This is a genomic window from Cupriavidus sp. MPR-AND1C (assembly GCF_058809705.1).
In genome coordinates this window covers 78,878-93,087 of sequence record NZ_JBXASU010000003.1, presented here as the reverse complement: position 1 = coordinate 93,087, position 14,210 = coordinate 78,878, and the positions used below count along the sequence as shown (strand labels likewise).

10 protein-coding genes and 1 pseudogene are annotated in these 14,210 nt (G+C 60.4%); 5 read left to right on the top strand and 6 right to left on the bottom strand.

Translation table 11 applies throughout. The annotated features are described in order from the left end of the window. Positions 1–197 precede the first annotated feature (197 nt). Positions 198–1,261, top strand: a pseudogene (locus tag AC1RWI_RS02935) (DMT family transporter). 336 nt (positions 1,262–1,597) lie between these two features. On the opposite strand, the gene AC1RWI_RS02930 reads toward AC1RWI_RS02935, so the two are convergent. From AC1RWI_RS02930 to AC1RWI_RS02920, 3 genes are read right to left on the bottom strand one after another with little or no spacing between them, the layout of a single operon-like run. Continuing rightward, positions 1,598–4,705, bottom strand: coding sequence for an efflux RND transporter permease subunit (locus tag AC1RWI_RS02930; protein ID WP_492864487.1), 3,108 nt, complete (start codon positions 4,703–4,705; stop codon positions 1,598–1,600). Positions 4,706–4,711: 6 nt separating this feature from the next. Further along, on the bottom strand, positions 4,712–5,779 hold the full coding sequence (locus tag AC1RWI_RS02925; protein WP_492864485.1) for an efflux RND transporter periplasmic adaptor subunit: 1,068 nt from the start codon (positions 5,777–5,779) through the stop codon (positions 4,712–4,714). Further along, entirely contained in the window at positions 5,776–7,233 is a 1,458-nt protein-coding gene (locus tag AC1RWI_RS02920; RefSeq protein ID WP_492864483.1) for a TolC family protein, read from the bottom strand. Before AC1RWI_RS02920 ends, AC1RWI_RS02925 begins: the two co-directional genes overlap by 4 nt. A gap of 250 nt (positions 7,234–7,483) precedes the next feature. On the opposite strand from AC1RWI_RS02920, the gene AC1RWI_RS02915 reads away from it, so the two are divergent. The 4 genes from AC1RWI_RS02915 (at position 7,484) to AC1RWI_RS02900 (ending at position 12,077) form a co-directional block, all read left to right on the top strand. Then, a complete protein-coding gene (locus AC1RWI_RS02915) occupies positions 7,484–8,146 on the top strand; it encodes a response regulator transcription factor (RefSeq protein WP_492864481.1) in 663 nt (220 codons plus the stop codon). Next, a complete protein-coding gene (locus AC1RWI_RS02910; RefSeq protein ID WP_492864479.1) occupies positions 8,122–9,474 on the top strand; it encodes a sensor histidine kinase in 1,353 nt (450 codons plus the stop codon). The genes AC1RWI_RS02915 and AC1RWI_RS02910 overlap by 25 nt, the downstream gene beginning before the upstream one ends. A gap of 116 nt (positions 9,475–9,590) precedes the next feature. Continuing rightward, the gene (locus tag AC1RWI_RS02905; protein WP_492864477.1) at positions 9,591–10,784 is read left to right on the top strand and encodes an MFS transporter; all 1,194 of its coding nucleotides are present in this window, start codon (positions 9,591–9,593) and stop codon (positions 10,782–10,784) included. Positions 10,785–11,204: 420 nt separating this feature from the next. Then, the gene (locus tag AC1RWI_RS02900) at positions 11,205–12,077 is read left to right on the top strand and encodes a sulfurtransferase (RefSeq protein WP_043356935.1); all 873 of its coding nucleotides are present in this window, start codon (positions 11,205–11,207) and stop codon (positions 12,075–12,077) included. A gap of 340 nt (positions 12,078–12,417) precedes the next feature. Here AC1RWI_RS02900 and AC1RWI_RS02895 read toward each other — a convergent pair whose 3' ends face one another. The 3 genes from AC1RWI_RS02895 to AC1RWI_RS02885 all read right to left on the bottom strand — a co-directional run bounded on the left by AC1RWI_RS02895 (position 12,418) and on the right by AC1RWI_RS02885 (position 14,132). Beyond that, on the bottom strand, positions 12,418–12,765 hold the full coding sequence (locus tag AC1RWI_RS02895) for a carboxymuconolactone decarboxylase family protein (RefSeq protein ID WP_492864474.1): 348 nt from the start codon (positions 12,763–12,765) through the stop codon (positions 12,418–12,420). 161 nt (positions 12,766–12,926) lie between these two features. After that, entirely contained in the window at positions 12,927–13,127 is a 201-nt protein-coding gene (locus AC1RWI_RS02890) for a YgaP family membrane protein (RefSeq protein ID WP_082055222.1), read from the bottom strand. A gap of 180 nt (positions 13,128–13,307) precedes the next feature. Next, complete coding sequence (locus AC1RWI_RS02885; protein WP_492864472.1) at positions 13,308–14,132, bottom strand: c-type cytochrome; 825 nt, start codon at positions 14,130–14,132, stop codon at positions 13,308–13,310. Positions 14,133–14,210 lie beyond the last annotated feature (78 nt).

The window sequence follows — 14,210 nt, the reverse complement described above, 5'->3', positions numbered from 1 at the left end:
TCGGCTTGTAAGCGATTGTGAGACCACTCGCGGTGCCGTTTTCCCCACTCGCGCCCTGCCTAGCTGCTAGTGACAATCTTGTTTTTGCCAAGCTCGCCTCACGGTTCGCCAAGGTACGCTGGCGTTGCCTCCAGTCGCCCTCTGGCCGCAGTCGCCGCGAAGATTTGGTAACCGTTGAATCCCTCGACCTTGCAAACATGTCTGTCCGAGCAGCCGCCCCGGCCCTTATCGCCGCGATACTCTTTGGCGCAAGCACCCCTCTTGCGAAAGCCCTTACAGGGTCCATTCCGCCATTGCTACTTGCAGGCCTGCTCTACCTGGGTAGCGGCTTTGGTCTGGGCTTGCTGTTGGTACTAAGGCGCCTGGCCGGAAAAGCTCGCGGGCAAGCCGAACACCAGGCGACAATTCCCAGGCATGAACTCCCGTGGCTGTTCGGCGCAATTCTGGCTGGAGGGGTTGCGGGACCGGCATTTCTTATGACGGGCCTGGTCGCGACCGACGCGGCCTCGGCATCGCTGCTTCTGAACATCGAGGGCGTGTTCACGGCGCTCATTGCCTGGATGGTCCTCAAGGAGAACGCAGACAGGAAAATTGTCCTAGGCATGGTCGCCATCGTGGCCGGCGGGGTCTTGCTTTCCTGGCAGCCAGCGGGTGCGGCACTGTCGCCAGGTGCACTGCTGATAGCTGCGGCCTGCATCTGCTGGGCCGTAGATAACAACCTGACGCGAAAGGTGTCGTCCAACGACGCCGTCTTGATTGTCTGCTTCAAGGGGCTCGTTGCCGGCGTGTGTAACACCGCGTTTGCGCTGATTGCCGGTGTCAAGTTGCCGGGCGCAGTACTTCTCGTGTCGGCAATGGTAGTGGGCTTCGCAGGCAATGGGTTGAGTCTTGCGCTCTTCGTGGTGGCGCTACGCCATCTGGGTACGGCCAGAACCGGCGCGTACTTCTCGGTGGCACCGCTCTTTGGCGTCATCATCTCACTTGCACTCTGGCCACAGATGCCCAACATCCTGTTCTGGTTAGCTTTCGTTCTGATGGCGTTAGGTGTATGGCTGCATTTGCGCGAACGGCACGAGCACACCCATGAGGCGCAGGAGCATACCCACCGGCACCGGCACGACGAGCATCATCACACGTCCACGAATTCGACTGGGACGGACAGGAGCCGCACACGCACCCTCATCGGCATGCGCCGATTACGCACACACATGCCCATTTCCCGGACATCCACCACAGACACCCTCACCAAAAATTACAATAGGGTGACAGCGCGCGCGGACATGACCCATCGCGTCCGGAGGACCGTAACTGGCTCAGCCTAATGCGTTGCCGACATTGTCTGGCAAGCTCGCCGCGCCGAGTCTGGCGGAACGCACGTCCGCGTGCTCTTCAACAGCAAACCGTACATCGAAACGGTGGACCGCGATATTGGCGGGCCCAGGACCGTCGGAGTCTGGACGAAATTCGACAGCGTGACGGCTCTCGATGACCGGTGCTACGTAGTCAATGGCTATGTCGGTGGTGGAGGCTGAGAAAGTGCACATGCATTTGGGTAACCAAGTGAGTAACGGCTTCCAATGGGTGGGGCAAGCTGGAATCAATGGCCTGCATTCTCGCTTGCTCCGCGGTCAAATTTGCCGAAGCGCAGCGCCAAGGTAGGCAGTACCAAGAGATTCAGTACGGTCGATGTGAAGAGGCCGCCCAGAATGACAATCGCCATCGGCCCTTCCACCTCGTTGCCCGGCTCGCCGGACTGGAGCGCCAGTGGCAACAGGCCCAGCCCGGTAACGAGCGCTGTCATCATAATGGGGGCCAGCCGCTCGGTCGCTCCCAGGGTTGCCGTCTCCAAATTCCACGCGTGGCCCTCGACCTGCACCAGATGCTGGTAGTGGGAGATGAGCATGATGGAGTTGCGCAACGTGATGCCGAACAGGGTCACAAAGCCGACCATCGACCCTAGCGACAGCAGTCCGCCCGTGGCAAACACCGTAAGCGCGCCGCCCACCAGCGCGAACGGCAGATTTGCCATGACCAGGACCAGGCTGCGCCAACTGCGCAATGCCAGGTAGACAAGCAGGCCGATGCCGGCGGCCGCAATGGCGAAATAGACCAGCAAGTCCCGCTGTGCTTGCGCCTGGGCCTGCGCCTCGCCCGATAGGGCGAAGTAGTAGCCCTTCGGAAACTTCACGTCAGCGGCAATGCGACGTTGGGCCTCACTGACAAACTGACCGAGCGAAGGACCGTTGAGATGCGCAGTCACGGTCTGCAACCGTTGGCCGCCCTCGTGCAGAATGAGGTAGCGGCCTGTCGTTTGCGTGATGTCCGCAAGGCGGCTTAGCGGCACCATGACGCCGTCGGCATTGCGCAGCGGCAACTCGCCCACCTGCGCCGGACTGCGACGCGATGCGCTGCCGAGCACCACCGCCACATTGAACACGGCGTTTGCCTCATAGACTTGGGCGACTTCGGCGCTCTGGTAAGCGGTCTGAATGGCTTCCATCACGTCCAGCGGTGCAAAGCCCCAGCGGGTCAGCTGGTCTTGCCGCAGACGGATGGTTAGCTGCGGGATTTCGGGAGGCGACTGTACCGTCACTCCGGCCGCCCCCGGAATGGCACTGAGCGTGCGCGACACCTGCCGCGCCAGGCCGTCCAGGATATCGAGGTCATTGCCGAACACGTTGACGATGACCGGTGCCGTGTAGCCGGAAATGGTTTCCTGGACCCGTTCGGTCAAGAAGGTTTCGGTCGCAAAGGTCAAGCCGGGAAAGCCCGCCATCTTGTCGCGCAAATCGGCCAGCGTCTGTTCCTGTGCCTCCGCGTCTAAGCCAGGCTTCAGGTCGATTTCGAACTCGCTATATTGCGGGCCGAAGACATCGATGCCGCGCGCGGTTCGTCCAACCCGTTGTGCCACGCTCCGTATGTTCGGCACCTCCAGTAGCGCGTGGCTGACGCGTTCCCCGATACGCAGGGATTCTTGCAACGACGTGCCCGGTGCCGCCTGCATGTGGGCGATGAAATGCCCTTCGCGCAGCTCCGGCAGAAACGCCGTGCTGAAGAAGGGTAGCGTTGCCAGGGTAGCCAGCACCAGGCCGGCAAACGCCACGACGACGGCAATCCAGCGCTGCTCAACATGGGTGAGAATGGCTGCGTAACGGGCCTTGAGCCACTGGTAGACGCGCGGCTCCTCCGCGTCGCTGATACGGTTGGCCAGCAATGCATAACACAGCGCCGGGGTCAGCGTGAGTGCGACCACTAGCGATGACAGGATGGCTAGGATATAGGCCATCCCCAGCGGCGCGAACAGTTTGCCGGCAACGCCGGACAAGCTCAGCACCGGCAGGAAGACTGCGGCGACGGTAAATGTTGCATATATCACCGCGCCTCGCACCTCGGTGGATGCCTTGACAACCACCGTGATGGCGGGCAGCGGCATCGCTAAGAGGCGGTTTTCGCGCAAGCGACGGTAAATGTTCTCGACGTCGATAATGGCATCGTCCACCATCTCGCCAAGGGCGATGGCCAAGCCGCCCAGCGTCATCGTATTCAGCGCGACGCCAAAGTGATGCAATACCATGACGGCGGCCAGCAGCGAGAGCGGGATGGCGGTGGCTGAGATGAAGGCGGTGCGTACGTTGAAGAGGAAGAGGAACAGGACGCTGACCACCAGCGCCGCCCCCACAACCAGCGCCGTGCGCAAGTGGTCGGTCGAGGCGACGATGAAATTGGCGGGCCTGAAGATGTCGGCGTGCAGTTGGATACCGTTGGCCGCCAGCATTGGTTGCAAGGCTGCCAGCGCTGCCTCGACGTTCCGGGTCACCGACACGGTATCCGCGCCGAACTGGTTGCTGACCATCAGCACGACGCCCGGCTTGCCCTGGACGTTGGCGCCGCTGACCGGCAATTCCTGGCCAAGTACGACCTTGCCGACATCCGCGAGCCGGACCAAGGCGCCGTTCTTCTGTAGCACGACAACCTGGCCCAACTGCTCGGCGGTTGTGGTCTGGCCGACGGTGTTGAGCACGATGCGCTGGTTCGGGGTTTCGAGCACGCCCGCACCACGGATGCCTGTTGCGCGTTGCGTCGCGCTGACCACGTCGTGCAGCGATAGGCCAAGGCGAACCAGCTTTTGCGGGTCGACCTGGACCTGGTATTGCTTGATTTCGCCGCCATAGATGCTCACGTCCGAGACCCCGGCACGACTCAGTAGCCGGGGTTTTAGCGTCCATTCGGCGAAAGTGCGCAGCTCCATCGGCGAACGCGTGTCCGACGTCAGCCCTATCCCAAGCACAATGCTGGTCGCCGAGCTCAGTGGGGTCATTTTCGGCGCGCGTACTCCCGCTGGCAGCTCGCCCGTGAGGGTTGCCAGATGCTCCGCCACCAACTGCCGGGCGCGGCGGATATCGGTCTGGCCGTTGAACGTGAGGGTAACGACCGATACCCCCTGTATCGATTGGGACCGCATGGATTCGAGCCCAATCGAGCCGCCCAAGGCGTTCTCCACGCGCTGGGTGACCAGCAGTTCGACCTGCTCTGCGGAGAGCCCAGGGGCTTCAGTCTGGACGGTAACAAGGGGCGGTGTGAATTCCGGAAAGACGTCGAGCTTGCTCTGGAGCAAAGCATAGGTGCCGTAGCCGAGCAGCAGGCAGGCGAGCGCAAAGATGACGCCGCGCAGGCGGACAGAGAAATCAACAATGGAAGTCAGCATGTCAGGTCAGCGTGCGTCGTTGCCTTGCTGGCCGGCCAGCTGCGCTCGGGATTCTTCGGAAAGCAATAGCTGTGCGCCCCGCACCACGACCCGTTCGGCGGGCTTGAATCCTTCGGTGACGACAAAGTCCCCATCTTGAGGCGAGCGCGGGTCGACGGGCCGGCGCTGGAAGTGTGTGCTGTCGGACTGGACGTAGGACCAGGGTTGACCGCCATACCAGACCACGGCGCCGGCGGGCACCAGCAGGCCGTTCTTTTGTCCCGACGACACCGGGATGTGTGCGGTCACGCGCATGCCGGTAGCCAGCGATACCGCGGCGCGATAGAAGTAGGCTTGTCCCTGGATACCGGGGTCGACCTGGGGCGACGGCGAAACCAGGCGGGCGTCGAACGCGGGGATGCCATCCGTCGTCACCTTCAGGAGTGCGGGGGCTGTTACCGATGGCTCGGCCGGCAGGACAACCCGCAGCAACACTTCGCGGCGTGCCACGAAGGGGACAAGCTCGGGAGATTCCGGTGTCGACGCCCAGGCCGACAGTGCCGGTCCGAACTGTTGCCTGGCTGCGCTGGCAATGGCGGCGACGCCCACGCGTGCCGCATTGACCTTTGCCGTCGCCGAAGCAAGCACTGCGCGCGCTGCTTGCACTGTCTTGAGCGACACATTGCTTGCGTCTGCGTTGAGGGTCTGGAGTCGCTCATAGTCTGCGCGCGACGCGTCGAGCGCTGCTTGGGTGGCGTTCAGGTCCGCAACGCCGGAGGCATAGCGGCTCGCCAGTTCGACGAGGGGTTGCAGGTCGAGAACGATGCCATAGGCGGCGGGGCCGGTCGTAGCGCTTGCGGGCGCCAGCGCATCCACCTGGAAGCCGCTGCGCGCTTGCATGGCGGTGTCGACCATCAGCGTAGTGAAGCCATCCGCCACCGTGATGCGGACCGAGCTTGAGACCGGCGCCTCGCGTTCGGCTTCCTTGTCCTGCTCGCCCTTGCTCAGCAGGAATCCGCCAAGCACGAGCGCGGCCAGAATCGCTGGCGACAAGAGCAGGATGCCCTTGAGTATCGTTTTTCTTTTCATAGTCATTTGACCCAGTTGCTCGGATTGGCGCCCGCATCGGGGTCGGAGAGTGGGCGCTGGATGGCATCTTCCAACCGACCGATGGCCTGCTGCATCTGGAATTCGGCATCTTGCAGCGCAAGTCGCGCCGCAAGCTCGGTCCGTTCGGCAAGCGTCAACGCCATCCGGTCGGTTTGTCCCACTTCGAAGGAACGTCGGGCTGCCAGGAACTGGCGGCCTTGCATGCTGACCTGCTCCTCATTCCGTTTCACGATGCTTCGCGTGGCTTGATACGCGGTGATGGCGCCATCGGTTTCACCCAGCGCCTGGGCTTCGAGCCGCCTGACCTGGGCCTCCGCCTCCAGTCGCCGGGCCCGTGCCTCCGCGATTGGCCCTTCGTTGCGATGGAAGATTGGCAGCACGAGATTGGTAAAGTCAAGGCCAAGCTTGTGCAAGCCCTGGTCAAAGGTATAGCCCGGGCCAAGATGAATGTCCGGATATTGCTTGGCGACCTCCAACTGCAACGCGGCTTGACTGGCTTCATATTGCGCTAGGCCGGACAGCACATCGGCCCGGTTCAACAGGGCCTGTAGCCGGATTTCCGGGGCCGGAAGCGAGGCATAAGGTCGTCCGAAATCCGTAAGGTCAATATCCAGGCCATCGAGCGCGCCGGACCGTAGCCCAAGCACATTGGCAATCAGGACTCTGGCGGCTGACGTCTGGCGCTGCGCATTCAGCAAGTCCGCCTGCGCCTGGATGAGAGCCAGGCGCTGCTGATTCAGCTCCCATGCCGAAGCGTCGCCGAGGAGGACGCGTTTCTCCAGCATCGTATTCATGCGTTGGTCCAGCTCCAACTGCTGCTTGAGGAGATCCGTGCGCGCATTAGCAGACCACAGATTCAATAGCTGTGTCCGTAGCTGGCTTCGCACGCTCCAGGCAATATTGGCGACATCCAGGCGCGCCGCACTGGCGAAATGGGTAGCCTGGTCGATGCGGTAGCCGCGCTTGCCGGCAGTCTGAATCGGGATGTCTAGCGCAATACCGAGTGTCCATGGCGAGTCTCCGCCCTTGGGATTCAGGGTGCGTTGAAACGGCAACTGCAGGGACGGATTCGGGCGCTGCGCGGCGGTCTTTATGCTGGCTTGCGCGGTCGCCAGCCTGGCGCGCGCTGTGTCCAGGTCCGCGTTGTAGTAAAGGGCGGCAAGGGTTAGCGTATCCAGGTTCCAGCGGGTTGGTGGCCAGTCCGAGCTTGCGCGCATGGCATGCCGCTCGATGAAGTCGCGCAAGTCCGCCGAGGCAAGCGAACGCTCGTTAATCGTGTCGACGATCGCGCTGGCAGAGATTGGGCGTGCGTCATAGTGGTCGAACGCGCAAGCTGACAGGGTCGCGCAGCAGACAACGAGGAGCCATGCCCGAGACGAGGCTAGAATCCGGGGCATCCAGCCCGGTCTTGCCGTCAGCGTGGCATTTGCGACATTCATTCCTCGGCTCCTCTAGTCGATTCCGCAGTCCAATTCAGACCCCCATGGGGTGAATGGCTGTTGGTCTGGGGATAGTGATTGGCAACAGGCGGGGGCGAGGATAGGCGGCGAAAATTAGCGGGTACTTAGCAGATTCATTTCAAAGTGACTTATGCGGCAATCGCCGCTAAGGCTCCGCTAAGTCTTCACTGACACGCTGCGCGCGGGCTGGCATGGGCAAGCATGGACAACCAACTGAATTGGGGAGCGGATGCGAACGCTACTGGTGGAAGATGACTCCCTTATCGGGGAGGCCATATGCCAGACTCTCAGGGACGCGGGATATGCGGTGGACTGGACGACGGATGGCCGTCAGGCCGCTACGGCTCTATTCGCTCAGCGCTACGAGGCGGTTCTGCTGGACCTGGGGCTTCCCGGAAAAGATGGCATCGAGGTACTACGCGAGGCACGAAGGCAAGGAAACGCGGTGCCGGTCCTTGTTATCACGGCACGCAGCGCGGTAGAAGACCGCATTGCTGGCCTGGACCTCGGCGCGGATGACTATCTGGTGAAGCCGTTTCATATCGGGGAGTTGCTGGCCCGACTCCGCGCACTCACGCGACGGCAAGGCCAAGAGGTTTCCCCAATCCTTCGAAACGGCACGCTCTTGCTGGACCAGGCCAGTCACGAGGTCTGGTATCAGGGCATCCAACGTCAGCTATCGGCTCGCGAATTTGCGCTCTTGCGCGAATTCTTGCTCCGGCCCGGCATCATTCTCTCCCGTAGTGAACTCGAAGAGCGCCTCTACGGCTGGAACGAGGAAGTCGAAAGCAATGCCGTAGAGTTCCTCCTCCACGGAGTCAGGAAGAAACTTGATGCGAGTGTCATCAAGAATATCAGGGGGGTGGGATGGATGGTGCCAAGGGCGGAGTGAACCGGTCACTCCTATGGATGTTGTCTGTTTCGATATGCGGCACGATTCTGGTCGTTGGGCTCGTGGCAGCGGCGGCGTCGTTCTGGTTCGCCTTTGAAGAGGCGCGCGACCTGCAGGACGACGAGTTGCGGGAAATTGCCTGGCTGGTCTCGCCCGGCGATGCCAGGTTCCTCTCCTCCCAGGGCGGGTTCGTCCAGGCCGAGGAGCCGGAGATGCGAATCTGGGTGCTGAAGGTATCCAAGCTAGCCACTCGAGTGGTCACGCCAGACCTGTCGCTGACCCTGCCCGGAGAACTATCCGATGGTCTGCACACCATTGATTCGCACGGGGAATCGTGGCGTATCTACATCAGGCCGATCAGTGCGGAATTCGGCCTGGCCGTCGCCCAGCGAACGTCGGCGCGAGACGAGATTGCGCGTGACAGTGCACTGCGCACTCTGATTCCGCTGCTGGCCGTGATACCTATCCTGATACTTTTGGCGGGGATTCTTATCCGAATACTGCTACGGAAAGTGCAGCAGCTCTCTGCTGATGTCGACAGGAAAGGCGAACCGGATTTGGCGCCGCTCCCGACGGTCGGCGTTCCGTTGGAAGTGCTTCCCTTCGTCAATGCGACGAACCGGTTGCTTGGCCGACTGCGGTCGGCCCTTGCCCAACAACGCAAGTTCGTAGCCGATGCGGCGCACGAACTGCGTTCGCCGGTTACCGCGATGACCCTGCAATTGGAGAACGCGATGACTGTGGAGGCCGCTACCGAGGCGGTCTTGGCTCGCCTCGCGCCACTGGGGAAGAGCATCGCACGTATGCGCTCTCTTGTTGAGCAGCTATTGCTCTTGGCAGAACAGGAGTCCGGCCCGCCGCCAGTCAGCTGCGACGTGGATGCCCGCGCCGTGATCATCGACGTTCTTGGCGAGCTGTTTCCGTTCGCAGACTACAAGGGTATCGACCTCGGCATGGATTTTAGCGAGGCGCTGATGATTCGCGGGAACGAGCAGGACTTTCGTGCTGTGGTTCGCAATGCCGTTGATAATGCAGTTTTGTATACCCCGTCCGGGGGGAAAGTAGATGTTTGCCTTTATCAGCAGGGTAACGAAATTATATTTGAGGTGGAGGATTCCGGGCCTGGGATACCCGCGTGCGAACTCGCCCGAGTATTTGACCCGTTCTATCGAATCGTCGGGTCGGGGCAGCCGGGGAGTGGGCTTGGGCTGGCGATTGTCCGGAGCGCAGCGGGGCGACTTGGTGGCCGAGTCAGTCTGCATACCATCATGTCAGGCGGAAAAACGGGATTACGGTTCGTGTACACCCAGCCCGTCGCCAGCGATTAAGAGCGAGCTTGCCGCTTGTGGTCGAATCCGAGCGATAGCACGAAATCAAAAGGCAGGTCGACAACAATGCCGAGCTCAATGACGGCTTGGCTCTGCCTGGAACAGAGGGATTGGCAATGACCGCTCCTGCCCGCACGTTGAGTCAGATTCCAACGGGAATCTGGATGCTGGGCTTCGTTAGCCTGCTGATGGATGTATCGTCTGAAATGATTCACAGCTTGCTGCCAGTCTTTATGGTGACCACCCTCGGCGCCAGCGCTCTGGCTGTCGGTCTCATTGAAGGTGCGGCGGAGGCCACGGCGCTCATTGTGAAAGTGTTCTCGGGCGCGCTGAGCGACTACCTGGGAAAGCGCAAGGGACTGGCGGTCGTCGGATACGCGCTTGGCGCGCTGTCCAAACCTCTGTTCGCGATTGCTCCAGGTGTCGGTACAGTGCTCGGCGCGCGACTGGTGGACCGCATCGGCAAGGGCATTCGCGGCGCACCGCGCGATGCGCTCGTGGCTGACATCGTTCCAACTCACTTGCGCGGCGCCGCTTTTGGCCTACGGCAGGCGCTCGATACCGTAGGAGCGTTCCTGGGGCCTCTCATTGCCATCGGGCTGATGTTGCTGTGGGCGAACAACTTCAGGGCTATCTTTTGGGTAGCGGTCATCCCCGGCGCCCTGTCGGTTGCACTGCTGGTGTTCGGCGTACGCGAGCCAGAGGCGCGCCAAGGCGCAAGGAGGGCGAGCCCTATCAAGCGCACGAACCTTGCGCGCCTGAACGCAGCCTATTGGTTCGTGGTTATCATCGGTGCCTTCTTTACATTGGCTCGATTCAGCGAAGCCTTCCTCGTGCTACGGGCTCAGCAGTTGGGCCTGCCACTATTCTTGGCACCACTGGTTCTTGTGGCCATGAATCTTGTCTATTCGCTCTCAGCCTACCCATTCGGAAAGCTGTCGGATGAACTAAGTCATAAGAAGCTTCTGGTCTGGGGATTACTAGTTTTGATTCTCGCGGATATCGTATTGGCGACCGGCTCGCATTGGGCAGTTACGCTCTTCGGGGTCGCGATTTGGGGCCTGCATATGGGCATGACACAAGGCCTGCTCGCAACGATGGTGGCTGATGCGGCGCCAGTGGAACTGCGCGGAACTGCATTCGGTGTTTTCAATCTTGCCAGTGGTCTGGCCCTGCTGGTTGCAAGTGCGCTCGCCGGTTGGCTCTGGGACAGACTAGGTGCGGAGTTCACGTTCTATGCCGGTGCAGCATTCTCCGTGGCAACTATGCTGTTGATTCTAGGCAGCCGTAAAGGCAGTAGAGGTGGGTAAGCGTAGCTGTGACTTAACGGGATCGCGTTCGTACGCCGATGTGCGTTGCTCCACGGATTCTGTGAACTGCCACGTTAAGTGCCGTCTGCGGCGCGTTTGGCGATTTTCTGACATGTTGTTACCCGCGATTCAACGTCAGGTGGATGCGAGAGCATTTGGTTCGCATACCCCGCTGTGGAACCGGGGAGGCGCGGACCAGCTAACTGGGCGCGTAGCGGAGATATCGCAGCGTTGGCTGACCGGCATCAAGTCAATGGCATGGCAACGGCGTACTCTGAAATCCAGTGGCAAGAGGCGCGCTCGGCTAGAGGGGCCGGTATAGCCCATGACATCATGGGTGCTGGGTTTCTGGCTCTGCCCATACAGATGGGAATCCATCGTCCGTTGCCACCCCGAGGCAGTACTTTACTGGAGTGAATCATGACGGACAAGGTCCTCGTTTCTCCGCTTGAGCTGTCGGAAGTGCTGAAGACCGAGGCGGCGGTTCTTATTGATACACGCGATGCAGCCAGCTATGCCGAAGCTCATCTGCCTGGCGCTGTAAATATTCATGAGATATTCACTTACCTAGCGACATCCACATCGGAAGGTCTGGCGGCTTTACGGGAAACGTTTTCCAAGGACTTTGGCAATGCGGGGTTGTCCGGGAAAGAAATGGCAGTCATTTATGAGCAGTCCATGACAACCGGGTTCGGACAATCATGCCGAGGGTACGTGTTGTTGCGCTATCTTGGATACCCTCGGGATAAGATTAAGGTACTTCATGGCGGATACGCCGCTTGGCGTGCAGCGGGCCTCCCCAGCACGACTGAGGCGTCAACGCCTGGTCCCGCGACGTTTCCGGTTGACCCCAAGGCCAGCAGCATTCTCGTTGACCTGGCGGCGATGAAATCCGCTGTAGCGGACAAGACGGTCGTGAAGCTCGATGTCCGGGATGTCGACGAGTGGATTGGGGAAAGCTCGTCGCCGTATGGTAAGGATTTTTGCCCGCGAAAAGGCCGAATCCCCGGCTCGGTATGGCTCGAGTGGTATCGGATGATGAAGCCAACGGCACAGGGCCAGATGTTCAAGTCCCGTGAAGAAATCTTGGCGGAGTGTGCAACCGTGGGAATTAGTCGAGACACACCAGTTGTTCTCTTCTGCTTCAAGGGGGCGCGGGCTTCCAACACATTTGTTGCGCTGGAGGAGGCGGGTGTTAGGAATGTGAGACTTTACTTCGGCTCTTGGAACGAATGGTCGCGAGACCCCTCGCTCCCCATTGAGGAAGGCTTGCCGTATGAGACTACGGCTTGAGAGGCGAGTGAGATGACGGAGGATGCCCCGCGCGCTCCGCGGAAGGACTGATCTCGCTTTGGCTAGCCAGATCAGTCAACCGATTGAGGAATCGGTCTACCGGGCAGAACCCCCGGCAGGCTTCATGCATTGGCTACGGCCGTGCTATCAGCTGATGATGCGCGTTGGTGCCAATCGCCCTCCCCCACGAAGTGGTAGACGACTAGAACCGCGTTGTCGTACGTAATCGTGCTAGGAGAAACGTGGTCACGACGGCGTTGCCATTGGCATCAGCCACAAAGCTGTACTCCGTTCCGTTGCAGTCGAGGGGCATCCTGATTATTCACATCGAACGCTTCGCTTAGACCGAAAAATCCTCAAATGCTCTCAATGCATGCGTGGCGTACATCATCGAAGGCCCGCCTCCCATATACACGGCGGTGCCCAGCACTTCCTCCAATTCGGCTCGCGTTGTTCCCAGTTTAACAAGCGTCTGTACGTGAAAGCCAATGCAATCATCGCAGCGGCATGCGATGGCGATACCTAATGCCACCAGTTCCCGCGTCTTCTTGCTCAGCGCTCCCTCTTTGGTGCCAGCAACGGCTAGTTGACCGAATGCAGCCATCAAATCCGGTTGCGTTTGCCGCAAGGCGCGCATCTGGGTTGCGACTTCCTTGGTCAGGTCTTTGAACTCAGGGACACCACTCATGCCATCTCCTTCGATTAGATGCGTGCGCCGGCAAGCTGAACAGCACCAAGGCCTCTGCAACGCTGACGAACGTGAGCCTGCCAACGGTCAATGGTCTCCGCCTGGGGATGTACCAATGCGCCCTGGTCCACCTCAATAGACCAAGGCTGAATTAGCGTTGCTCACTTGGTCTTGGGTTCAGACGAACACGTTTTCACACCGAGAATGCTGTAGGCAGGGCAGACGCGCATCAGGCCCGTTACGAGCGGAAGGATGCCAATCCAGCCCCACGCACCAACTCGTCCTGTCGCAGCCAAGCCAATCAGGACTAGCCCAACGATAATCCGCAGCGTTCGGTCAACGGTTCCAACGTTTGCTTGCATGGCAGGCTCCTTATCAGGAAAAAATCATGCGAATGAGGATGCTGGATTGCGGTAACTTTCCGGCATCACGGGCTTGTAAGACAAACACTAACTCGCTAACTTTACGGGCTGCGGGATGCAGCACAATGATGTAGCGCAATCTCTTGTGAATCTGTGGCCCTGAGACACGTCTTCGCGCGTTTAGCGAGCATCCTTCGGTCGGTCGCCCTTGGGCCAGTCCCTTACCCTGGCCGCATAGTCTGGTCGCGGCTGCTGGGTGAAGTAGGCCGCGACATCCACGGCATCCTGTGCCGATAGCGTTCCGCCCTGGCCGAGCGGCATATTGTGTTTGACGAAGGCGGCTGCCGTGTACATGCGTGCCATGCCAGCACCGACATTGAACGAATCCTTGCCCCAGACTGGCGGGAAGATGTACCCGCCTTGCGGGTTCTTGGTCCCTTGGCCTTCCGCCCCATGGCATGAGGCACATTGCGCTGCGTACACCGCCTTGCCGTGCACGCGGTCTGGCACCAGCGAGGTCTCTATTTTTTCGAATCCTCGGCCAGTCACGTTCGTGCCAGTCGGGACCCCGGTGGACAGCCACTTCATATAAGACAGGATGGCATTCATCTCAGCCGAGTCGAATGGCAGCGGCTTGCCGTTCATCGAGCGCTGGAAGCAGTCGTTAATGCGTTCCTGAAGGGAGTTGACTTTGGCGCTGCGGGACCGGTATTCCGGAAAGACGGCGGTGAGGCCTACCCAGGGCGAGGCATAGGCTGTTGTCCCGGCATTGAGGTGACAGCTCGTACAGTTCAAGCCATTGCCGACGTTGCCGGGAAGTTGCTTGTGGGTGTCCGTCAGCAACGCCTTGCCGCGCTTGATGGCATCGCCCATCGGTCCCTTGGGAATCGAGGCCTCGTCAGGGACGGGCATGGGCACCGTCGTCGGTTGAGAAAGTGCCGGCGCGCTAACTGCCGACAGCATGGCCAGAGCCTGGGCCAGAGTACGCAGTTTGATGATTTTCAATTATGTCTCCTCGGTGATGGGTGTGCCGATTGATTTGTGTTTGCACGTTTGGGTAGTTGTACTTGGCAGTCCGTGTTA